The following is a 23,593-nucleotide window of genomic DNA, read 5'->3' on the forward strand; positions in this document are numbered from 1 at the left end:
AGCGGGGGCCGATGAACCCTGGGAACTTGGCTCGATGCAGTTATCTAGCCATGACAGCGATTTCCTTCTTCATCTTCGAGATCGTCGGCGACGATCAGCACGATGTACGGCGAGGTCTCGGTGCCAGGTGCGGAGAGCGCCGCGGACGCCAGCAGAACCAAGCAGGCATGGGCAGAAACGAAAGTCATCCATGGCAGGCGGCAGAATCGGGATGGAATACACATGCTGGAGTAGAGCGACCCCATTCGCGATGGCCAACTTGCGCGTGAACGTCGGCGTTACTGCTAATCTGTGTCACTGCTAAATGTTTCGTTGCGAAACTTTGCTAATCCTTGCTAATTCGCAGGTGCTCGTGATCTGGCTACCTTTTTCGCAGCGGGTAATGGGCCGGTGTCCCAATGCAGAGAAGCCTCCGCGAGGTTCGCGGAGGCTTCTGGCGATTGGATTCATTTCTTTCCAGTTGTCTAATTAAACGTCGCCACGCGACGGTTGTTGTTTTCATTTTGCTCCGGCAGGCGGTTGGAGATGTCGAGCACACCCTCGAACTGCATGCCGGTGTTCATTTGCTCGACCTTCCAGGTGTAGGTCATCGACTGACCGGTATTGAGTCGGCTGACCCGCATGGCGTAGCGCTCGGCGAGGTTTCCCGGGCCGAAGTAAGACTTCACGGTGAGTGTGACATCTTCGTTCTGAGCCACCGGTCCCACATTGCGGACAGTGAACACGACTTCCTTCTGCTGACGCCTGAACTGGATACCCGTGATCATCAAGTCCGGGGCATACTGGGTTTGGTTTGCGATGGTGGTACTGAGAATGTTGTTTTTCTCGTTCAATTCCGGCACACGGTTGTGCGGGTCGACCTCGGCCGTCGCGGTAACGTCGTCGAGCACGAGGTTGCGGAAAAACACCTGGCGGCTTTCGCCGCGTTTCAGGGCACCGACTCGTTCTTGTCCTGTCCCCTTGAGCTGACCATTGGGTGAGCGGAGTTCCACATTAACGGGTGCAGCAAGACTCTCAGTTGCACCCTGGTTGAAAACTAACACCGAGAGCATGTTGCCCTGAACTCGGATTCGCGAGATCGTGAGGTCGGCACGTTGGTTGGGATCTTGGGGTACCGATGGCGCGTCGAACGTGGCGGTCTGGAGGTTGTTCTGCTCGTTGGCTTCGGAAACCTGGCTGTAGGGATCGATCACGGCGTGCACGACTGAATTCCCCAGCGGCAACGAAGCCATACGCACACGGACCACTTTGTTGGGTTCCATCGGGGCAACGCGGACCGTTCGGCTCGTGCGGACCTGGCCGGTAACGCGGTCCTTGATTGTCACCTGTACCTGGTTGGCAGGCGTAGCAATAAAGCCCTGATTCTGAACCGTGACCATCAGGGCGTCGTCGCTGCCGCGGATGCCGGTGATGGCAAAATCGTATTTCGGCAAGTCGCGGTTGGTAGCTTGTTTGGTCGCGACGTTTTTAGCGGTGTTCGTGTTGGACACAGTGCTGCCTTTGGTGCCGCGTGATTGCCGGTCGCGGAGCCGCTTTTGGATTGGATTCTCGCGAGTCGTGTTCTTGGTCTGTTCGCTTGTTTGCTGCGCGTCGCCGAAACGATCGCGCAGCTTCTGCAGCCGCGACTGGGCCTGGGCGGTGCTGTCGAACAACAAGGCGACGGCAGCCAATAAAATGGTGGTTTCAATAATCTTCATCTCAATTCCTTCTACCCGCTGAAGCGAGTTCCTGGCCAACCGCCTAGCAGGCAAGACGGCATCTGGCGAATCAACAATTTGGATAGAAGGTTAAGCGAAAATCGAGGGGAGTATGTTACCGACAATTTCTGAAATAAAACGTTCGTTTTGTGTGCAGGGTCAGTTATTGAGGGGATTGCTGCAATAGTGTTGCACGCAAATCTCTGAGTCCTTATTTATTGAGTATAAAAAATTACGGTCGAGATTCCCGATGAACTTTAAGACCAGCTCAAGGCGTATGCCGTCCGCGGAGGTCAGAAGGTAATTGCGGTGATACTAGATGCCCTGAAGGATAAGCTCCGGTCTGTCTTTAAGCCACCAACAAGTAATGAGGAGACCAGATGACAGGCGTTATTTGGCAATGCCTTGAGAACGAAGGTAGAGGATCTGCAACAGAGTAACGACGAAACGCGCAACGCCGCCCAGGTGGGACTGATTCTTTATTCCGCCAGCATTCACGTCACGGCTCAAAAGTGCGGGGTACTTCCCAAGGGGCAAACTTCTCACCCCCAGCGCGCTTCGGCCAGCTCTCCTCCATCCACTGGAGCAAGTGCCCTCAGATCGCGTTTGACGCTGCGGAGGTCCCCGCGGAGTTCCCCACGCCGCTTCAAGTATGGTCAGTCGTCAAGTCGTCTCGGTTGGACCAGGCGCTGCGACTTGCCGTGCTCGCTAACGCGCGAAGATGAAACTGACCGTCGATTTTAGCTGCAAAGTGCGAAGTCGCATTGGCGAGCCAATCCGCTGAGCTTGAAGTGGTGGCCCTCGCGATGGATTCTGTCCAAGCCAACATAAACTGAGAAAGGTGAATTGCGACACATTTGAATACTCACCCTAAGTTCTTGCATTTCCACAATTTGCAGTGATTGCGTTCGCATACTACATTTCCCCCGCGAAATAGCCCACAAAAACCCCGCAGAAAAATACTGTACAAGCGTATAGTATTTGGCCACCGGTTCTGCTAGTTTCTTGCTTGTCTGGCAGCACTTCCTGCAATGCCAGTTCTTGAGCATCTACTGCATTTTGGAGGGCCAACTCTGTGGAAGAGCAATTCTTGTCACGCACTGATCCGCCTCCTTCTGAGAGAGAGATCCACCCCTGGGACGACGAGCCCTGGGATGTGTTCATCCCCGACGAAGACCAGTGCGATCCACTTCCCGAATACGGAGACTTCTGGACCAGGGACGAAGATGGCGAAGCGGATCTGGGACTCTGTCAACGGCGGCGAAAGGAGCCCCAGATATGTTGGCATTAGAAACCGTGATGGAAGTCCGTCGCCTACTCGTTGAGGGCCACCTCTCCCATCGCAAGATCGCCCTCCAGCTGGGGGTTAGTCGAGGCATCGTCAATTCGATCGCCAGCGGCCGTCGCGGACTCCATGGTCGTGAAACGACGACAAACTATTCCTACGATAGTCCAGAATTGGTTGCGCAGCGCTGCCGAGGCTGCGGTGCAATGGTTTACATGCCGTGCTTATTGTGTCGTGCTCGCCAATACCGTGTGAGGCAACAACGCGATGAGCCACAACACTCCTGCCACCGTGCGATTCATAAACCTCGAGTTGCCTAGTTGAGCCCACTGATTCGAAAAGGCAGAAAAACTGCAAGGTCAGAAAACCCAAAGATAGCATAGCCACAGAGAGCACAGAGTTCCTTCTTTTTCTGTGTTCTGTGTTACTAACGTTCGGAATATTTGATTCCTGACAAACTTTTTACACACAATATATCACAATATCCCAACTCGTTGTCTGGAAAGAAGATAGTCTCTCGCAGAGACGCATAGACAGCAGTGAATAAAATCGTTTCCCTCTGTGTCTCCGCGTCTCTGCGAGAAAAATCTTTTGGTTGCGGCAACAGGTAGCGCTGGGATATCTGTGGCCATTCTTTAGTGGCTAAATTTTCGACTTTGCAATTCGACGGATTCGAAAATGGACTGTATCTCCACATATTCGATACAGTCGGAACAGGGTCAATCGTTTAGCGACTCCGACCGAGAAAATTTTCTGGGCTTTTCCACCCGAGGCTGATGTTTGACATAGGTTTACAGTGGAGCCTTCTCCTCATTGCAATTATCCCCACCTTATTCTTTCCACAACTCGTTTGCCTGCAACTTATCGTTTGGCAAGCAACACACGCTTTACTTAAGATAGATCAATCTCTGTTGAAAGTACCGGCATGTTTATTCATCGTCGCCGAGCAAGACAGGCAGGATTTCCTCAATCGCACCGTGGAGTAGCTGCCACGGAGTTGGCGCTAGTCCTGCCACTGTTCGTAATGCTCGTGATGGCCTCGATCGAGGCCTGCAACATGGTTTTTCTAAACCACAGTCTCTCGATCGCCAGCTACGAAGCCGTGCGAGTTGCGATCAACTTCGATTCTACAAATACCGCTGTAGAGCAGCGGTTCGATACGCTGATTGCAGCTCGGAACGTTTCTGGTGCGGCCCTTTCGATATCGCCAGCGAACGTCGCCACGACGCCCCGTGGGACACAGATTTCGTTGACCGCAACCGCACCCTGCGATTCAAACGCACTGATACCCCCTTGGTTTTTCGGAGGAAGAACGTTGTCGGTCACGACAACGATGGTCAAGGAATGAAATTCACTTAATATCTTTTTCTCTAGAGGCCCTCAGCCATGTTATTCTCCCATCCTTCAACTCGCCGTGAAAACAAATCCGAAAACTGCCGTAGTGGTGCTATCTCCATCCTGGCCTGTTTTTTGATGATCGTCTTTTTGGCGAGCGTTGTTCTGTCTGTTGACGTGGCTTATATGCAGCTATGTCGCACGCGGCTTCGCTCGGCTACTGACGCAGCCGCGCGGGCCGCTGGAGAATCGCTCTCCCGGCAGCAAGACATTGATGCCTCACGTCTGGCTGCCAAGAACCTAGCCCAAGCCAACCTGGTTGCGGGCACACCGTTGGTCTTAGATGACAGCGACATTGTCTTCGGAAATTCCGAACAACAGCAAGGTGGCGCTTGGGACTTCGTGGCGGGTGAGGAGCCAATCAACGCGGTCCGGGTCAACGGCCGACGTACACGGACAGCCCCCTCGGGGAGCATACCTACGTTGTTCGGCAGGGTCTTTAGTGTGTTCGATTTCGAGCCAACCCAGCTTGCCACCGTTGTGCGTTTAGACCGAGATATTTGCCTGGTAGTGGACCGTTCTAGTTCGATGAAACTCTACCTCACCGATACAGCACCTGTGATGTCAACGGGCGATTCACGATTCTGTCAGCCACCGAATATGTCGTTGAGCCGGTGGGGCGCGTTGTCCGTGGCAGTGACCCGTTTCAAGAATGCCTTACTCACAACCCCACAGACGGAGCATTTGGCATTAGTATCCTATGGAAGCAACTACTCAAGTTGTAGCCACACCAACTATGCCGCAACAATCAACCAGGCTCTAAGCGAAAACTACACAGATGCAACAAACGCAATGCAAGCTCTATCGAACACAAAGTTCAACGGCATGACCGATATTTCGGCAGGCATTCTTAAGGGAATTGAGGTGTTGACGTCCGCTCAAGCGCGACCCTATGCCGCGAAAACGATGGTGCTGATGAGTGACGGAGCTTACACACAAGGTGTGCAGCCCAGCACAGTAGCTCCCCAGGCAGCCGCCGAGGACATCGTCATCCACACGATAACTTTCGGCGAAGCCAATCCGACTGAAATGCAAGCGATAGCCGATGCCACGGGTGGCAACCACTACATCGCCCCCGACGCGGCTGCCTTGCAAGACATCTTTGAAGAGATCGCATTGACCCTGCCAGTCATGTTTACTGATTAAGCAACGCTCCGAACCGAGAAGACAGGGAGAGTAACCATGCGAAAACGCAGACGATACAACGAACAAGCGAAGAGCCGTCTCGGAGCTACAGTAGTAGAGTTTGCGATCTGCTGTCCCGTACTCTTCTTGTTTACCTTCGCCGCGCTGGAATTCTCGCGGGTTAACATGATTCGGCAAACCGTGGAAAATTCAGTCTACGAAGGTTGTCGGCGAGGCATCGTCCCCGGTGCCACTGCCGCAAATGTGGAAGCTGCCGCACGTTTCGTATTGGACGCTACATTGATTTCAGGTGCCCAGGTTACCGTAACTCCGAGCGTGATCACTGAGGACACCACGAACGTGAGTGTCTCGGTCGTGGTACCTACCAATGCAAATTCCTGGGTGGCTCCTTTCTTTTTCACCGACACGCAAATCAGCAGCGATTTGACAATGCGCCGGGAACGCGGACTCAGTAGCAACATTGACTGAGGCTACTAATCGGACTCTTTGGGGGCTGACCGCCTCTCGCAGCAGAGAATATCGTCCTTTGCTTTCTGCTTGTTGTCATTGGGCTATCGTATAAGATGCCCATTATGATTCGCTACCCAATACTACTCATTTGCCTCGGCTGGTTGCCTGTGTTGCCTTTCTCGTATGCTGAGCAAACAAATCAGTCGGCATTCAACGAGCTAGTCGAAGACTTCTGGCAATTCCGGCTGCGAGAGTCGCCACTCTTTGCTACTTCGGTGGGTGACCACCGTTTCAACGATCAGTTGGACAAGGTTTCGCTGGCAGATTCCACGCGTCGCAACAAAGCCAAGCAAGATTTCCTCAAGCAACTGGAGGCCATCGAAGTAACGCAACTCTCGGCAACCGATCAAGTCAACCATGCCATTCTCAGTCGAGTGTTGAGGGATGACTTGGCAGAGTTTGAGTTTGGCAGCCATCTCATGCCAATTACGCAGCGGAATGGTTTCCACATCGAGTTTCCTCAACTCTACCGCGATGTGCCTCTGGAGACGCTTGCCGACTACGAGAACTACCTTGCAAGGCTTCGGGCATTTCCGGCATATACGGACGGTCACCTTGAATTGCTGCGGGCCGGAGTCGCGTCGGGGCATGTGCTGCCTGCTGTCGTTCTGGAAGGATGGGAAACAGCCATCGATGCCCAGATCCTGTCAGACCCCGAGCACAGCACGCTCTACGAACCTTTCAAAGAATTTCCCGCCGCGATTCCAGAGGAAGATTACGATCGCCTACGCCAAGCTTGTCGCGACGCCATCTCTAAGGCTGTCGTCCCCAGTTACGAGAAGCTGCGCACGTTCATGGCCGAGGAGTATGTCCCTCGTGCGAGGGATACAATTGCCGTATCAGCGCTGCCCAACGGTCGCGAGTTCTATCGCCATCGCGTACAGAGTTTTACGACCACTGACATGACTCCCGACGAAGTTCACCAATTGGGACTCGCCGAGGTGAAGCGGATTCGCAGCGAGATGGAGGCGATTATTCAGGAGGTTGAGTTCGAGGGGGACTTTGCGGCATTCCTTGATTTTCTAAGAACCGATCCTCAGTTCTACGCGACCTCCGAAAAACAGTTGATGCAAGAGGTCGCGCTGGTACTCAAGACGATGGACGGCCAGCTCCCTTCGCTCTTTGGCAAGTTGCCTCGGATGTCGTATGGAATTCGCCCGGTCCCCGACTATGTTGCCCCCCGCACGACCGCGGCATATTACCAACAACCGACCGGCGATGGCACGAAGGCTGGTTTCTATTATGTGAACACCTATGACCTCAAGAGCCGGCCCCTGTTCAATATCGAGGCACTTTCGTTGCACGAAGCCGTCCCGGGGCATCACCTACAGTTGGCGCTGCAGCAGGAAATGGATGGGTTGCCCGTATTTCGCCGATACACCGACTTCACCGCCTTCGTCGAAGGCTGGGCCCTCTATTCCGAACGGTTGGGACTTGAAGCAGGTTTCTATCAGGATCCGTATAGCAACTTCGGTCGGCTCACGATGGAGATGTGGCGCGCCTGTCGTCTGGTCGTTGATTCGGGAATGCACTACTTCGGCTGGTCCCGTGAACAGGCAATCCAATTTCTTGCTGAGAACACTGCCTTGGCGATGCACGACATTCAAGCCGAAGTGGACCGTTACATCAGCTGGCCGGGACAGGCACTGGCATACAAAGTAGGCGAGCTAAAAATCCGCGAGTTGCGCAAAATGGCTGAGGAGCAACTTGGGGAAAATTTCGATTTGCGAGATTTCCACGACGTAGTGCTTTGCGCGGGTGGCGTGCCGCTGGATGTTCTTGAAACGAACGTGAAAGCGTGGTTGGTTGAATCGCTACGCGCCACCGGGAGTCGCGAAGAAAATCGCCCACACGCTCATCACTAAATAGAGCACCAATAGAATCCACCACCCGAAGACCACGATTCCTGGCAGCTCGACCCCCATGATTTGAAACACAAGACCGATCACCGCGATGAGTCCCAACAAGAGGGCGGCCCCTTCCGGCTCCATGATTCTAGCCAGCGTCAGCATCACCGCGGCCACGGCCATGGCGCCCATGATTTGCTTGATTGAGAACGAAAAACTCAGCGCAGGTTTTTCCGGGAGAACTTCCTCTGGTTTGGGAATGGTCGTTGCAGGCCGTTTTGGTGCGACAATCGGTTCGCCGTCGTCGTTGGTATGCGCGGCCAGGCGGGCAGCGACTTCTTCGAGACGCTGCCGCTTTTCCGCCGCTGCAATGCGTTCTTTGCGTAAGACCCACCACCAACCTCCTGCGAGTGCCGCCAGTCCAGTAAAAAAGACCCCATTGCATTTGCCGATTTTGATTACGCTCATCACTATCGATAGCACTGCCGTAGCAATTAGCAGATGCTTCGTCGTAAAGCGAATTCCCTTGAAATCGTCGAGCGTAAACGGCTCGCTCGCTTCGGGCTGTTCGTAAAGTTCCTGCTGGGCGGCACGCGTCTCCGTTTCGCGGATTTGCCTGGCAGCGCGCCGGCGGCCATGTTCCAGAATCTCCGGGTCGACGGCTTCGAGTTCGAATTCGTCATCACTATCTTCAGGTGTGATTGGGTCTGGCATCGGAAGTCTTTTTCAGGAGGGACTAAGAATGAGCAAAGCCAGCTTTCCATTGTTGTTCGCCGGGGCTGGCATCGCAACACCGCTCCCCTTGCCACTGGAGCAACTCATTGCGACGATGCGGTTTCACCCATAATCGTCAGAGTAGGCAAAGGCCTAGGAAATCCGGCAAATGAAATTCTTGATCACGGCCCTGGGGAGTTACGGAGACGTTTTTCCGATGGTGGGCCTCGGTGCCGCGCTTTGCGGCCGCGGCCATCAGGTGGTTCTTGTTACGAATCCTCATTTTCAAGCGATCGTCGAAGCAGCTGGTATCGAATTCCTGCCCCTAGGCACGGCCGAAGAGTATGACGAGTTGGCCCATCATCCGGACCTGTGGCATCCGATGCGGGGACCTATCATGGTTCTACGAAAGAGCTTCAAGAACGGCCTGCGAGAACTCTATGACATCGTCTCAGCTAACGTAACCCAAGGCGAAACAATTCTAGTTGCCCACTGTCTGGACCTGGCTAGTCGCATTCACCACGACAAGTTCGGTACTCCCTTGGCTAGCGTCCACTTTGCCCCCGTGGCGCTGCGCAGCTTTCATCAATCTCCGCAAATGTTTGGCATGCTCATGCAAAGTTGGGTGCCTTCCACATTGCGAAAATTTCAGTTTTGGCTGGCTGACAAGATGGTCGACCACCTGGTGGCTGGAGAAGTGAATGCATTGCGTGGCAAATTGGGACTTCCTCCCGTCCGGCGAGTGATGCACGAGTGGTATTTCTCCCCGCAATTAGTCCTGGGAATGTTTCCCGCTTGGTTCGCACCGCCACAACCGGATTGGCCTCCGCAAACGCGACTCACAGGATTTCCTCTGTGGGACCAATCGGTTCAGGAAAATCTTCAGCCAGATGTCGAAGAATTCTTGCAAAGTGGTAGTCCCCCAATCGTGTTCGCCCCCGGTTCGGCGATGACGAGGGGGGAGAAAATATTTGCAGCCGCCGTGGATGCCTGTCAGCGTTTGGATCGCCGAGGAATTCTTTTGACCAGGTATCCCGAGCAACTCCCCGCTACGCTTCCAGAGTCGATCAAGCATTGCCATTTTGTGCCGATGAGCAGACTTCTCCCCCGGTGCGCAGCGCTCGTGCAACATGGCGGGATCGGCACGAGTGCCCAAGGTCTTGCTGCCGGATTGCCCCAGATCGTGATGCCCATGGCTTATGATCAGCTCGACAATGCCACCAGGCTCAAGAATCTTGACGTGGCAGAGATTCTCCGCCCCAAACGATTCACGGGGGCTAATCTAGCGGCAGGTTTGGACCGCTTACTGGGCAATTCCTACGTAACTAAGCAGTGCCAACATTGGGCCCAGCAATTTGATCTCCCCGCTGCGATGAATGCCTCGTGCACTGAGCTGGAGAGCCTCGGTGGAGCTTAGAAGTGGGAATGCCCGATTTTTTCAGATTTTTCTCCCCTTTAGGCGAACCCCCTGGAACCTTGGATCGTAGCGCTCTGTTGGGGAGGTGCGGACTAGACAAATCCCCGTTGATAGGGTTAATCTCTAGCGGACCTCAGGTGGCAGATTCGACTGCTACAGGGGTTCTCGTTGGTGGCCACCTGTCGCCAAGCGTGTGGTCGAATCCCACCTCCGCTACCTTAGTCGCCTGAGAATTTGTCCGGCGGATGAGGTCCCCGTCATGCTGTAGATCGAATTATACGTGTTTTCTGACCCACTCTCCGAGAGTGAAAACTTGATGAGTCAAACTGTGCAAAACCAATCCATAGCGAATACCGGCGCTTCCGAACCGATGATTGAAGCCATTGGGCTGTCAAAATTCTACGGCAGCTTTGCGGCGGCCCGAGATGTTTCCTTTGCGATCAACAAAGGAGAAGTTGCGGCCTTTCTGGGTCCCAACGGGGCTGGCAAGAGTACCACCATGAAACTCTTAACCGGTTATCTGGCTCCCTCGGAAGGCTACGCCCGAGTCGCCGGATACAATATGGCCACAGAACGATTGAAGGGGGCCGACAGTCTGGGGTATCTGCCTGAGAATGGCCCCCTCTACCCCGACATGACCCCACGAAGCCTGCTGACTTTCTTTGGCAACCTTCGTGGTATGACGCAAGCCAAGCTCGATGAGAGAATCGCGGCAGTCATCAAGACTTGTAATCTTGAGGCCGTAATTGGCAAGCCAATCGGGAAGCTTTCCAAGGGTTATCGTCAGCGTGTCGGCATGGCCCAAGCCTTGCTGCATAACCCAGATGTGTTGATTCTCGACGAACCGACTGCAGGACTCGACCCGAACCAGATTCGTGAAGTTCGTAAGATGATTCGCGAACTAGGCGAAACAAAAACCATTCTGCTCTCGACGCACATCCTCCAGGAAGTTGAGGCAATGTGTAATCGAGTTGTGTTCATCAACGAAGGCCGCCTTGTGTTTGACGGCACACCTCAAGAACTTGCCCTTGAAGACCATAACCTCGACAACCGCTTCCAAGCATTAACCGTCGCTGGATAGTACGACAGTATTCCCCTCCAATTTCCCGCCGAGACCGACCGTACAGGATCTGATCGCTATGAACTTCAATGTAATGAAATCGATTTTCAAACGCGATTTCGTGAGCTACTTTTCCAATCCCACGGGTTACGCATTTATTTGTGTGTTTGTGGTGTTGAGTTCCTTAGCTACCTTTTGGCCTCCAGAGTTTTTCTCCAGCAATCTGGCGAATCTCGATCAGCTTAGCCGCTGGTTGCCCTTCATCATGCTGGTCTTTATTCCTGCGATCACGATGAGCATCTGGGCGGAAGAACGGCGGCAGGGAACTGATGAATTGCTGCTGACCTCGCCAGCGAGCGATTTCGATGTCGTGCTAGGCAAGTACCTTGCCGGAGTGGCGATTTTCACTGTTTCGCTGCTTTTTTCCGCGTTTTCGATTTTCCTAGTCTTCAAATGGGGACTGGGGGACCCCGACGGGGGACTCTTTATCAGCACCTACGTTGGCTACTGGTTCATTGGCCTGGCGATGATCGCCATCGGAATGGTCGCCTCTTTTTTGACCCAAAACCTTACCGTGGGATTCATTCTCGGCACGCTGTTCAATATGCCGCTGGCACTGTTTGGTGTCGCAGACTGGTTTATCAAGGACCCAGCCGTAGCTCAAACGGTTCGCCAATGGGGCGCGTTGGAGCGTTTCAAAGATTTCGAGCGCGGCGTGATTAGCTTCGGTGGAGCTACCTACTTTGTCATGCTGGCTGTCGTGATGATCTACATCAGCATGGTATTGATCGGCCGCCGCCATTGGAGTTCCCAGGAGGACGGAAACTCACTCATTGGCCATTATGCGATACGGGCAATCGCACTCTTGGCAATTGCGATTGGAGTGACCCAATTGGCCAATAATCGGAATTTTCTCCGGGCCGACATCAGTAGCGCACAGCTCAGTTCGCTCTCACCCGACACGATCGAACTTTTGAAGCGGATCAAGAACGATTCCTCCGCAAACACTATTCACATCGATGCCTATGTAAGTCCCCAAGTTCCTGCGGAATACACTTCCACCAAGCTGAACTTCTTAACCACATTGGCAGAACTTGAAGCTCTGAGCGGCGACAAGGTGCAGGTTAACATCCACGAAATCGAAAACTATGGTCCTGAGGCCGTCCTGGCCGAGCAGACTTATGGCATCACTCCCCACGATGTGGTCATCACCAGTGGCCGAGAGCGGTCGCAAGAATCCTTCTTTCTTGGAGCGGCAGTCACCTCCGGTCTTGGCAAGGTAGTGATCCCCTTCATCGACAAGGGCATTCCTGTGGAGTATGAGTTGGTGCGGTCGATTGCCACCGTGACACAAGAAAAGACACTCAAAGTAGGTATCGTCGATACGGGAATACCGTTCCTGAATCCGGGTGCAGATCGCCAACGGGAATGGCCGCTGATTACCGAACTCCGCAAGCAATACGACGTTGATGATCGTGCTATCGATCTCGCGCAGCCCCTCAAAGGCAACTACGACGTGCTGTTGGTGATCCAGCCCTCGATGCTGGGTCCCGAAGAAATGGACCACTTAGTCGATGCCGTCCGCAGCGGAATCCCCACTGCGATTCTCGAAGATCCGCACCCCCATTTCTTTCCCCAGGATATCGCGGGGACGGCTGAGCCGCGCCAACAGCCCGGCATGGCGATGTTCGGCGGCGGCGGAGGCCCCATTCCCAAGGGAGACATCGAGCAACTGTGGCGTATTCTCGGCGTGAATGTCGAACCGATGGAAGTTGTGTGGCAAGACTACGCCCCCGACCAAACTGTGAGGGCCTACGCCGATCCTCAATGGATCTTCATTGATATGGGAAATGGAGCCCAGGAACCCTTCAATCCTGAAAACATTATTTCCTCAGGTCTCAATCAGTTGCTGCTGATCTACCCGGGGCATATCACGAAGGCAGAAGGCTCGAAACTTAATTTTGAACAACTCGCCGTGACCGGCAGTGGCAACGCTGGTACGGTGGACGCGTTAGCCGTCCGACGGCAAGGACAGAATTCGCAAGTCTTCAGTCGCCAACTCACCAAGAACTCCTACATCATGGCGGCACACATCTCCGGCAAACTCACCGACGACGACCTGGAATTAGCCGGCATCGCCGCCCCGAAAGAAGACCCCAAAGCCGACGAGTCCCCCGACGGCGAGGCCGCTTCAGCAGCCGTCGAAGATAACCCTAAAGACGACATCGACACCACCGAAGTCAAAGAGCGCACAATCAACTCAGTCGTCGTTACGGACATTGACTGGATGATTCCCGACTTCTTCTTCATTCGCCAAAGCGGCGGGGCCGAGATCTTGCCAGCTACGCAAAACGTGACTTTCATCCTGAACATCATCGACGCCTTGGCTGGTGATGACCGGTTCATAGGTATTCGCAAGAAAACGCGCGAGCATCGTACCTTGGCCAAGGTGGACGAAGCGACCCAGAAATATCGCGACGAATCGCTCAAAGAGCAGGAAGATTTTGTCAAAGAGATCCAAACCGAAATCGAAGAGGCCCAGAAGAGATTTGAAGAAAACGTTGCCGCCGTCGAGAAGATGGAGGGGCTCAGTGACATCGCGCGGCAACAACGACTCGAAGCAGTCCGCTTGCGCGAGCAAGAGCGACTAGAGAAGCAGATGCAATCGATTGAATCTCGCCGCAGTCGGAAGATAAAGCAGATCAGCTACGCCACGGAGCAAGAAGTTCGTGGGGTACAAGATCGCTACAAACTATACGCGATCCTGATCCCACCGATTCCACCGCTCTTGGTGGCACTCTACGTATTTTTCCGCCGTCGGGGTGCTGAGCAAGAAGGCATCGCCAAGACAAGATTGCGATAAGCAAATACCTTAATTCAATCTGAGAAGAAACAAGGTATTTACCACAGAGGACAAAGAGAAATCTGAGGAATTACGAAAAATCGAAGGAAAAATCGCCCATCCAGGTGAGGCCGCTTTAAGGCACATTTCTCCGTGCCCTCTGTGGTTCAATTGATTTTACTTTGAGTACCATAATATCCGCAGGCCTTCCGCCTGCTGTCAAAAATAGGTGAGACTGAGTTAACTATGAGTGAAATGACAAAAACACTGGCCTTTGTAGTCGCAGCAGGACTGGCGCTATTGGCTGCCTTTGTGGTGGCACCCCGTGAAAATTCCTTCGATGTGGAGTCTCTCGTCGGCCAGAGACTCAATGAATTCGATATCGATGCGTCCAAGCGCCTCAAGATCATCAAGTTCGACCCCGAAACTGCCTCGACGAACGAGTTTGAAGTCGCCGAAGACAATGGCCTATGGTCAATTCCCTCTAAGCAGGACTACCCAGCAGACGCGACCCGTCAGATGGCCGAAGCCGCCACCTGCCTGATCGATCGCGAAGTGCTCCGCGTTGCCGCTTCGAGTGCCAGTCAGCATGCCGAATTGGGAGTTATCGACCCGACTTCATCGAATCTCGATTCTCAAGCCGAAGGGGTGGGGATCCGCGTCGTTTTGTCCGACAACAACAATGATGTACTCACGGACATGATCGTTGGTAAGCCTGTTAAGGACGCTGAAGGGCAATACTATGTCCGCCGCACCAATCAGGACGTTGTGTATGTAGTGAAACTCGACCCCGAAAAACTCACCACCAAGTTCGATGACTGGATCGAAGATGACTTGTTGAAGATCAATTCCTTTGATATTCGAAAGTTGGCAATCAAGGATTACTCTGCGGAAATGATGCTTTCCCTGTCTGGCATCCAGATGGATTGGGACCGTCGAGCCGAAATGACACTCACCTATGATAGCGATAACTCAAAGTGGCAGGCCGAGTCGATTCGGAAGTTCGATAAAGGAGGCAAGAAATTTGCTACCTATGAAATAGCCGAGGACGAAGAGCTGAATCAAGACGCCCTGAAGGCGCTTGCCGATGGGTTGGACGATCTCTTGCTTGTCGATGTCGAGCGCAAGCCGGCCGGGTTGAGCGACGACCTCAAGGCAGGAGAAGATTTCCTGAAAGATGAGGCAGGCATCCGCAGCTTGATGATGCGCGGGTTTGCGCCCGTTGCCATCGGTCCGAACAAACAGTCTGAAATCCTTTCCACAGAAGGCGAAATTGTCACTTCCTTGCAGGATGGCGTCGAGTACGTGCTCCGTTTCGGCAACCTGCAAATGGATGCCGAAACTGGGGAAGCCAAGCCCGCTGAAGGTGAAGACGCAGCCACGGGTGACAGTATCAACCGCTATCTATTTGTCATGGCTAGGTTCAATGAGGACATGATCGAGATGCCAGAACTGGAGGAGTTGCCCGCCCTCCCCAAAGACGCCAATGAATCCAAGGAGTCGACTGAAGCGGACTCTGACGAAGTTTCTTCGGAGGCCGACGAAACAATAGAGGACCCTTCCAACGATGAAGCCGAGGACACTGGCGAGGCTGCTTCAGCAGCCGACGAACCCGCCCCCGAATCAGAAAAGGACGATTCCCCTGGCGAGGCTGCTTCAGCAGCCGACGATTCAAAAGCCGAATCAGAATCCGACGAAGCCACCGACGAAAAAGCCAAAGCGGACGAACTCGCCGACATCATCGCCGCCCGCAAGGAAATCGAGGCGGAGAACCAGCGTCGTCTCGACGAGTACCAGGAGAAGGTCAAGAAAGGCCAGGAGCGCGTGGCAGAACTAAATAAGCGATTCGGCGATTGGTACTACGTGATCTCCAACGACGTCTACGAGCAAATCCACGTCGGCCTCGACAAACTCATCAAGAAAAAAGATGCCGACGGCGAGGCTGCTTCAGCAGCCGGAGAAGCAGGAGCCGAAGAAGATGGAGTTTCAGGCCTTCCCAACCTCCCCCTGGGCCTCGGCAAAGAATAAATGAAGGAACTTCCCATTCCCCCATTCCTTTATTCCCCTATTCCTTCATCCCCCACCACTTCACCTAACTCGCGCAACAAATCCAGCGTAAACAGCCCCGTGTTATGTCCATCGCTAAAGTCGATGGCATAGGCGTAGCGTCCCTGCGGATCCATCTTGGTTATCCTCAGCGGCTGAGTCTCTTCAGCCTTGAGAATCGGCAGCAATGCAATAGGCTCCGGCTTGCTCCGCTTCTCGATGCAATTCGCGCAGGGACAGTTCTCCCGCAATTCCCGAATCGTAATGCGACCAACCAGCCCATCGTTCCAGGCAATCTGCAACGTATCGGGGTTCAGGAGTTTTAATTCGGTCGGTTGGGGAATCATTATTTACTTTCTCTCTCGTCAACAAACCGTTTTCCTTTGCCCTCGTAGCGAGGCAAAGACCGGGGGTCTGCCTGATGGACTTCGACCTTCATGCCCAGCCGCAGCTTCAATTCCTCCGCAATTCGCGCAGGTTGCTGGAGTTGGTCTTCCACTTCCAGGAGCAATTTGTCCAAGGCACCCTGCTTACGAATCGTAAACCGATACTCGGCTACCTCGGGAAAGCTGTGCAAGATTTCTTCAATCGAACTCGGAAAGATATTCACGCCGCGAACGACGATCATATCATCCGCCCGACCCAATACACCTCCCGACAGCAACACGAATCGATTCGCGCCCTCGGTTGGCCAGGTGGGACGCACCAAGTCCCCAGTTTGATAGCGGATCACCGGCATGCCAAACCGTCCTAATGGAGTTAGCACCAGATGAGCCAACTCACCCGACTCAGCCGGCTTGCCGGTTGCGACCGAGATGAACTCGGCAACGAATTCGCTTTCAAGCACATGCAGCCCCGTGCCGGACTCGTCCCCATATCCCCAGGGACCGACTTCGCTGGCACCGCTGTGATCAGTGACTCGTGCGCCACCCCAGGCGGTTTCGATTCGAGAACGAGTCGCAGGGATCGAGCCACCCGGCTCGCCGGCGACGACGATCTTGCGAAGCTGGGAAGTCTTGGTCAGATCAACCTTGTTTTGGGCTGCCACTTCGGCCAGATGCAGGGCATACGTCGGCGTACAGAAGAGCGTCGTCGCGCCGGTTCTCTCGATCAAGTCGAGCCGACCCAGCGTGCTCATCCCTCCGCCGGGAATCGCCAGTACCCCGCGATCGATCAGCGCATCATGCGCACTCCAAAAACCAATGAAGGGTCCAAACGAAAAGGCCAACACGGCGCGATCACTCTCAGTCACCTGAGCCGCATCCAAGACATACTGCCAACTATCGATCCACCAGCGCCAGTCGTCCAGAGTATCGAGCACCGTCAGAGGCCGGCCCCGCGTGCCCGACGTTTGATGATAGCGCACATAGTGCTCCACCGGCCAAGTCAAATTCGCAGGATGATCGGACTCCCCCGCGAGTTCATCCTTTGTCGTCATGGGCAGCAGAGCAAGTTGCTCTAACGAATCAAGCTGCGTTCGAGAGTCGGCTAGCTTGGCGGCATAAAACTCGTTCTGTGGGAGGATTGTTGATAGTAAGCGGTTCACCCGCTCCAGTTGATAAGCAGAGAGTCCCGCACGATCCATGCTCTCGAATCGGCGACGTTGCTCAGCAGACGTGTGTCTATTTCCTTCCATTCCCCCATTCCTGCATTCCTACATTTCCCCCTTGCTAGCGGGAAATGTTGTAGAGTTCGATCTTTCGATACAACGTCGCCCGGCCGATATTGAGCAACTTAGCCGCTTCCGGAACGTTTCCGTCGGAGCGTTTCAGGGCTTCGATAATCAACTTACGCTCCCAACGATCAATCTCCAAGGTATCAAGTTCCTGGTCACCCACGTCGTGTAGGCCAAGGTCACGAGGTCGGATCCCATCGTCCTCAGCCAGGACTACTGCGCTATCGATCACGTTACGAAGCTGTCTCACATTGCCAGGCCAACGATAATCCAGCAACCGGGACCGAGCATCTTCACTCAATTCCAAATGCGGGCGGCCCCGTTGTTTGCGATAATGTTCCAGGAAGAAATCAATCAAGAGCCCGATATCGCCATTACGGTCGCGAAGCGGGGGTAGATGAAGCTCAAAGACACTTAACCTGTAATAGAGGTCTTCACGAAACTTTTTCTCGCGAACGTATGACTTCAGGTCCTGATTCGTGGCGGCGATCACGCGTACATCAACCTGCACTTCCTGAGTGGAGCCCACCGGCAGGAAAGGGTGCCCCTCTAGGATGCGGAGTAATTTGGCTTGCCCCTCCAGCGGCATCTCACCAATTTCGTCGAGAAACAGGGTCCCCAAATCACACTGTTGGAAGAAACCAATATGATCCCGGTCGGCACCTGTAAAAGCGCCGGCTTGATGGCCGAAGAGCTGACTTTCCATGAGTTCTTCGGGAATTGCAGCGCAGTTAACCGACATCATCGGCCGATCGGCTCGGTGGCTTGCCTGGTGAATCGCCCGGGCGACCAGTTCTTTGCCTGAACCACTCTCACCCCGGATCAGCACACATCCAGGAGCAGCTCCCACGCGTTGGATCTTCGTCTGCAATTCCTGCATAACCCGGCTTTCACCGACAAGTTCATCGTAACCAGGAGAAGCACTCACCAGATGTCGAAAATCACTTCGCATGCTGGCCTGAGACCTTGCTCTCACCAATGAGATTGCGACAAGATTCGCCACCGCGATGACAAAATCGAAATCCGATTGTCGGAATCTTCCGTTACGAAGGTAGACGTGAATCGCACCGAGGGTGAGTCGGTCTCCGTTCGCTTGTTTCCGCACAAGTGGGGCACACACGGCATCGGCGAACGTGACACTACTTTTAGGTGAGTCACCGGCAGATTGATTCGCCACCCATACTGCATGACCTTGACGCATTACCAACTCGGTGAGCGACTGGCTCAGCCGAACGCACTCGGCCCCTTCTTTGGGAATGACAATCTTGGGTTTGAGTTGATCTTCATCGTCCACCCACAAGAAGCCGACTACCGCCGCTTTGGTTCGCTCTCGCAATAACTCCAATGCAACGCGGATTACCTCATCCGGCTCTTCGCAGCCAAGCAGATGGATGCTCAGTTGGTAGAGGAGCACCAACTCTTGCACTTGCTCCGGGGTTGGCAGAGCAGCCAGAACTTCCTGATTCGTCTGCTGGACTGCGATCGGTTTGTCTTGGACGATGGTTTGGGTCTGACTCAGATCATTAGTGTCGGCCGTGGCAGGTTGATCGGAGAGATGAAATTCAAATGCATAAGACCCGATCTGCAATTGATGCCCGTCACCCAGGGTGGCTTCCTCCACCTTTTGTCCATTGACGAGCGTACCATTGCGACTGCCATCATCTCGCACGATCCAGGAGTCGTCTTCAAAGCTAATTATTGCATGGACGCGCGAGCACATCGGATCGGGCACCGAAATATGGCAATCGCTTCCTCGACCCAAAAGCATTTTGGTACTGGGGTCCAAGGTATAATTGGTACCCGCCTGCTTGCCAGTTTGAATAGTGAGGTATGCGTACAACTAATCGAACCGAGGAGATGTGAGTATAGTCGGAATAATTAAACTCAATCCTAACGAACGATCCACAATCTGGAAGAGCATCAAGGGCTTTCCGAGGCACAAAAACCTCTCAGTTGTCGAGCAGTTCTTGTGATCATTAGGTGGCTCTGTTAAACTTGCAAGCTTTCCGACGGCCCGCAAAGGCCGCCCATCGGGCTGTAGCTCAGCTTGGTAGAGCGCTGCGTTCGGGACGCAGAGGTCGCAAGTTCAAATCTTGTCAGCCCGACTATACGTAAACCTCGCCGAAACAAGAGTTTCTGTTACCTCGCGACGTTCGCGAGTGCGGCTTTTCCCGTGCTTCACAAACGGTAATTACCGTTTGTGGAAAAAGCAAAGGAGACCCGTACCATGCCGTGGCCGAACAATCCTCTTCCCAAGTACCGTACCCCACTTGTCCCCACACAACACCTCGGCTTGCTCTGATACGGTTCTGGTGCAGCTTCCTGAAGGTCGGGTGGGCAATCATACTTCTTGAGAAGCATAAGAACGAGCACCCCCAGCTTCGCCCTCACGGCTTGATTTCTGATAGAAAATAATGTCACGGTGTTTGTTTCGGAAGGCAATGGTGATCCTAGCGACTGATCACTACCTGATATGAGTGAAAAGGCTAGAATAATCTCATTCATATACTTTACCTTGCATTCGCAGTTGCAGCAGTCTTAAGGAATCTCAGCAATGAATCACTCTCTAATTGGCTCATTCAAATACCATTCTTTCGACAAATTCCAGTCAAACAGGTTTCGTAAAGTAATTAGTCTCTTATTCTTTGCTTCATGGTTCTGCTGCCATATACCTCAGCCGTCTCAAGCAGTTCGTCTTGACTGGGAAGACCAGGCCGTCTTTGGTATCAACAAGCTCCCGCCTCGCTCCGCGTCGCAACCCTATTCTAATCGTACAGAGGCCCTGGAAGGAGATACCACCAAGAGCGATTTCTATGAATCGCTTAATGGAGACTGGCAGTTCCACTGGTCCCCCGACCCAGCGAGCCGACCCGTCGATTTCTTTCAGCCAAAGTTTGACGTTAGCGATTGGAAGAAGATTCCCGTCCCGAGCAACTGGCAACTGCATGGCTACGGAGTGCCACTCTACTCGAACATCACCTATCCCTTCAAAAAAGATCCTCCTCGTGTGATGGGCGATCCCCCCAAGGAATATACGAATTACTCCCAGCGCAATCCGGTCGGTTCTTATCGTCGCGAATTCCAAGTCCCCGCTGATTGGAAGAACCGTCATGTCTATTTGCAATTCAACGGCGTCGATTCCGCATTCTATGTATGGGTCAACGGCCAAAAAGTTGGCTACAGTGAGGATAGTCGCACAACCGCAACCTTCGACATTACCCAGTATCTTCAGGACGGCGATAACACACTAGCTGTTGAGGTTTATCGCTATAGTGATGCCAGCTATCTCGAGGATCAGGATTTCTGGCGGCTGAGCGGTATCTTTCGTGACGTATTTCTCTGGTCCACCTCCGATACGACCATTCGCGACTATTTCGTCCACACCGACCTGGACGATCGTTACAAGAACGCCACGCTTAGCATCGACTTGGAACTCGACAACCATTCTCAAGAGGTAAGAACTTGCCAGGTCCGTGCCGAATTATTGGACAATGAGGGAAGAGTTGTTTTCGAGAAACTCTCCGCTCCGGTGGAAGTACCGGCCGATGGTTCTGTTACGGCCAAAATTGAAAAGGAAATCTTCGACCCCTCAAAGTGGTCAGCCGAGCAGCCCAATCTTTATCGGCTAGTGTTGACCTTGCTTGACGACGGCCAGTCCCAGGAGGTGCAAACCTGCCGAGTCGGATTCCGCGAGGTCGAACTCCGTGACGGTTTGCTACATGTGAACGGTCAGCCCATTTACTTGAAGGGTGTGAACCGGCACGAGCATGATCCTCGCACGGGTCACACAATCTCAGAAGAGTCCATGATCCGCGACCTCAAGTTGATGAAACAGTTCAACGTCAACGCTGTGCGGACCTGCCACTATCCCGACGACCCGGAATGGTACGAACTTTGTGATGAATATGGCATGTACTTAGTAGACGAAACCAACATTGAATCTCACGGCATGGGATACGGGCCGGAGTCGTTAGCCAAAGACCCCAGTTGGGGGCCTCCTCACCTGGCCCGCGCGCAAGCCGTCCTCGAACGCGACAAGAATCACCCATCCGTGATTATTTGGTCGCTGGGCAATGAGGCAGGCAACGGCGTGAATTTCAAGCAGAACTACGACTGGATGAAAAGCCGCGACCCATCCCGACCGGTGCAATATGAGCAGGCCGGATGGAAAGGCCGTAATACCGACATCCGCTGTCCCATGTATGCCACTATCAGTGAGATTGTGAATTATGCCACGGGCAATCCGGATCGCCCCCTCATCCTCTGCGAGTATGCCCACGCGATGGGCAACAGTATCGGTAACCTGCAAGACTACTGGACCGCCATCGAGAAATATCCGCATCTCCAGGGGGGATTTATTTGGGACTGGGTGGACCAAGGACTTTACAAGAAAGCTGAGGATGGCAGTGAATTCTTCGCTTACGGCGGCGACTTCGGCGATCAGCCTAATGATCGGGACTTTTGTCTCAACGGCGTAGTTGGTCCCGATCGAAAACCCAACCCCCACGCCTGGGAAGTGAGGAAGGTCTATCAGAATATCATCGTGAAACCGACAGACCTGACTGCCGGTCGCTTCCTTGTGAGCAACAAGTATTATTTTACTAACCTCAACGAATTTGAGGCCGTGTGGATCCTGCGTCGTAACGGTATTCAAGTCGATCAGGGAAGGCTGGACAAGCTCGATGTTCCGCCGCAAGGAGCGAAACAGATCGGGATACCACTACCTCCCCTCGAAGATCCCGCAGAATACCTGCTTACGATTAAATTCGAGTTGGCCGATTCAACGCTCTGGGCCGAGGCAGGTCACGTCGTTGCCTGGGACCAGTTTGAACTCTCCAGTGTCCCACCAGATGCCAGTATCGCTGCCGCTGAAGACAGCCCCACACTCACAGAAACAAATAATCACTTTGACATCACATGGCAGAACGTCTGCGCACGGATCGACAAGACAACTGGTGTACTGATCTCTTATCAGATCAATGGGACAGAACTTTTCACTGAACCCTTGGTGCCAAACTTCTGGAAGCAGCCGAACAACAACCAGTGGGGCAATGGCTATGTTGAACGCCTCGGCGTGTGGAAAAACACGGCCGCCGAACGCCGCCTGACTGACATATCCGCGACAACGGTCGACGGCAATAGCATCATAAGAGCAAACTTTGAGCTACCGTCCGTCGAGGCAACTTATCATGTATATTATGCCCCAATGCATCAGGGAATACTCCAGATCAGGGCCCACTACATCCCAGGAGCCAAGGAGGTCCCCCTCATGCCACGTTTTGGGATGGAACTAGCCATGCCCCAGGAGTTTAATAAAGTCACTTGGTATGGCCGTGGCCCGCAAGAAACCTACTGGGACCGCAAAACGGGTGGCGAGATCGCTATCTATCACGACACCGTGGAAGACTGGAACCACCCCTACATTCGGCCGCAAGACGTTGGGAACCGCACTGACGCGCGTTGGCTTTCGCTCCTCGATTCTTCCGGACTTGGTTTAAAGATTGTCGGTACAAAGCCGCTCAGTATGAGCGTCTGGCCTTTCTCACTGGCAGATCTGGAAGCTGCAAAGCATCCCCATGATCTCCCTCGCCGTGATTTCAATGTCGTTCACATCGACTGGAAACTTCACGGCGTCGGAGGCGATAATAGTTGGGGTGCTCGAACCCACTCTGAATACACTCTCTCTGGTAGAGAAGAGCATGAGTATGAGTTTGTATTGATTCCGATATTTCCAAGGTAGGTCTAGCTCTCACTAAGATTTCTATAGATTTAGAAATAAACAACCGGTGGGCTTACCAAGAAAGAATTGTTTTCATAATCTTGCCCGGAACGGGAACAGCTTTATGGAGTTTCAACTCAAGAGGCAGGGGATTAATCTAGATCTAGTCAGTGATTCACTTGAAGCTCAATTCGACAAAATGTTCCTCCCGATGGACCAAATGGATCCGCGTCGAAGGAT

The 23,593-nt window shown here is 53.5% G+C and carries 17 protein-coding genes and 1 tRNA gene; 12 read left to right on the forward strand and 6 right to left on the reverse strand.

Annotated features, from left to right (window positions below):
• Positions 1-44 precede the first annotated feature (44 nt).
• Together Pla144_RS19775 and Pla144_RS19780 are read right to left on the reverse strand one after the other, a co-directional pair.
• Entirely contained in the window at positions 45-224 is a 180-nt protein-coding gene (locus Pla144_RS19775) for a hypothetical protein (RefSeq protein ID WP_146452442.1), read from the reverse strand.
• A 240-nt stretch (positions 225-464) separates the two neighbouring features.
• Positions 465-1,697 carry a CARDB domain-containing protein gene (locus tag Pla144_RS19780; protein WP_146452443.1) on the reverse strand — a complete coding sequence of 411 codons (1,233 nt, stop codon included), beginning with the start codon at positions 1,695-1,697 and terminating at the stop codon, positions 465-467.
• Between the two features lie 1,090 nt (positions 1,698-2,787).
• Here Pla144_RS19780 and Pla144_RS19785 point away from each other — a divergent pair.
• From Pla144_RS19785 to Pla144_RS19810, 6 genes are all read left to right on the forward strand, one after another.
• Complete coding sequence (locus tag Pla144_RS19785; protein WP_146452444.1) at positions 2,788-2,988, forward strand: hypothetical protein; 201 nt, start codon at positions 2,788-2,790, stop codon at positions 2,986-2,988.
• On the forward strand, positions 2,976-3,302 hold the full coding sequence (locus Pla144_RS19790; RefSeq protein WP_146452445.1) for a hypothetical protein: 327 nt from the start codon (positions 2,976-2,978) through the stop codon (positions 3,300-3,302). Before Pla144_RS19785 ends, Pla144_RS19790 begins: the two co-directional genes overlap by 13 nt.
• A gap of 605 nt (positions 3,303-3,907) precedes the next feature.
• On the forward strand, positions 3,908-4,330 hold the full coding sequence (locus tag Pla144_RS19795; protein WP_146452446.1) for a TadE/TadG family type IV pilus assembly protein: 423 nt from the start codon (positions 3,908-3,910) through the stop codon (positions 4,328-4,330).
• A gap of 38 nt (positions 4,331-4,368) precedes the next feature.
• Entirely contained in the window at positions 4,369-5,523 is a 1,155-nt protein-coding gene (locus tag Pla144_RS19800; protein ID WP_146452447.1) for a vWA domain-containing protein, read from the forward strand.
• Between the two features lie 36 nt (positions 5,524-5,559).
• The gene (locus Pla144_RS19805) at positions 5,560-5,991 is read left to right on the forward strand and encodes a TadE/TadG family type IV pilus assembly protein (protein WP_146452448.1); all 432 of its coding nucleotides are present in this window, start codon (positions 5,560-5,562) and stop codon (positions 5,989-5,991) included.
• A 104-nt stretch (positions 5,992-6,095) separates the two neighbouring features.
• Positions 6,096-7,898, forward strand: a complete 1,803-nt coding sequence (locus Pla144_RS19810) for a DUF885 domain-containing protein (protein WP_197530843.1) — start codon at positions 6,096-6,098, stop codon at positions 7,896-7,898.
• Here Pla144_RS19810 and Pla144_RS19815 read toward each other — a convergent pair.
• A complete protein-coding gene (locus Pla144_RS19815; protein WP_146452450.1) occupies positions 7,848-8,594 on the reverse strand; it encodes a hypothetical protein in 747 nt (248 codons plus the stop codon). The genes Pla144_RS19810 and Pla144_RS19815 overlap by 51 nt on opposite strands.
• 169 nt (positions 8,595-8,763) lie before the next feature.
• On the opposite strand from Pla144_RS19815, the gene Pla144_RS19820 reads away from it, so the two are divergent.
• From Pla144_RS19820 to Pla144_RS19835, 4 genes are all read left to right on the forward strand, one after another.
• Positions 8,764-10,011 carry a glycosyltransferase gene (locus Pla144_RS19820; RefSeq protein WP_146452451.1) on the forward strand — a complete coding sequence of 416 codons (1,248 nt, stop codon included), beginning with the start codon at positions 8,764-8,766 and terminating at the stop codon, positions 10,009-10,011.
• 370 nt (positions 10,012-10,381) lie between these two features.
• Entirely contained in the window at positions 10,382-11,092 is a 711-nt protein-coding gene (locus tag Pla144_RS19825; protein WP_146452594.1) for an ABC transporter ATP-binding protein, read from the forward strand.
• A 58-nt stretch (positions 11,093-11,150) separates the two neighbouring features.
• Positions 11,151-13,934, forward strand: a complete 2,784-nt coding sequence (locus tag Pla144_RS19830; protein WP_146452452.1) for a Gldg family protein — start codon at positions 11,151-11,153, stop codon at positions 13,932-13,934.
• Between the two features lie 225 nt (positions 13,935-14,159).
• Positions 14,160-15,941: a DUF4340 domain-containing protein gene (locus Pla144_RS19835; protein WP_146452453.1), complete on the forward strand. Its 1,782-nt coding sequence runs from the start codon at positions 14,160-14,162 to the stop codon at positions 15,939-15,941.
• A 29-nt stretch (positions 15,942-15,970) separates the two neighbouring features.
• On the opposite strand, the gene Pla144_RS19840 is transcribed toward Pla144_RS19835, so the two are convergent.
• The 3 genes from Pla144_RS19840 to Pla144_RS19850 are packed head-to-tail and all read right to left on the reverse strand — an operon-like array spanning position 15,971 to position 19,474.
• Positions 15,971-16,306 (reverse strand): DUF971 domain-containing protein, encoded by a 336-nt coding sequence (locus Pla144_RS19840; protein WP_146452454.1) that lies wholly within the window; start codon positions 16,304-16,306, stop codon positions 15,971-15,973.
• A complete protein-coding gene (locus tag Pla144_RS19845) occupies positions 16,306-17,595 on the reverse strand; it encodes a phenylacetate--CoA ligase family protein (RefSeq protein ID WP_231936456.1) in 1,290 nt (429 codons plus the stop codon). Before Pla144_RS19845 ends, Pla144_RS19840 begins: the two co-directional genes overlap by 1 nt.
• Positions 17,596-17,629: 34 nt before the next feature.
• Positions 17,630-19,474 carry a sigma 54-interacting transcriptional regulator gene (locus Pla144_RS19850; RefSeq protein ID WP_146452455.1) on the reverse strand — a complete coding sequence of 615 codons (1,845 nt, stop codon included), beginning with the start codon at positions 19,472-19,474 and terminating at the stop codon, positions 17,630-17,632.
• Between the two features lie 191 nt (positions 19,475-19,665).
• Here Pla144_RS19850 and Pla144_RS19855 point away from each other — a divergent pair.
• Positions 19,666-19,739 (forward strand) — tRNA-Pro (locus Pla144_RS19855).
• 449 nt (positions 19,740-20,188) lie between these two features.
• A complete protein-coding gene (locus Pla144_RS19860) occupies positions 20,189-23,374 on the forward strand; it encodes a glycoside hydrolase family 2 TIM barrel-domain containing protein (protein ID WP_146452456.1) in 3,186 nt (1,061 codons plus the stop codon).
• Positions 23,375-23,593 lie beyond the last annotated feature (219 nt).

This window comes from Bythopirellula polymerisocia, from assembly GCF_007860015.1.
Classification (GTDB): domain Bacteria; phylum Planctomycetota; class Planctomycetia; order Pirellulales; family Lacipirellulaceae; genus Bythopirellula; species Bythopirellula polymerisocia.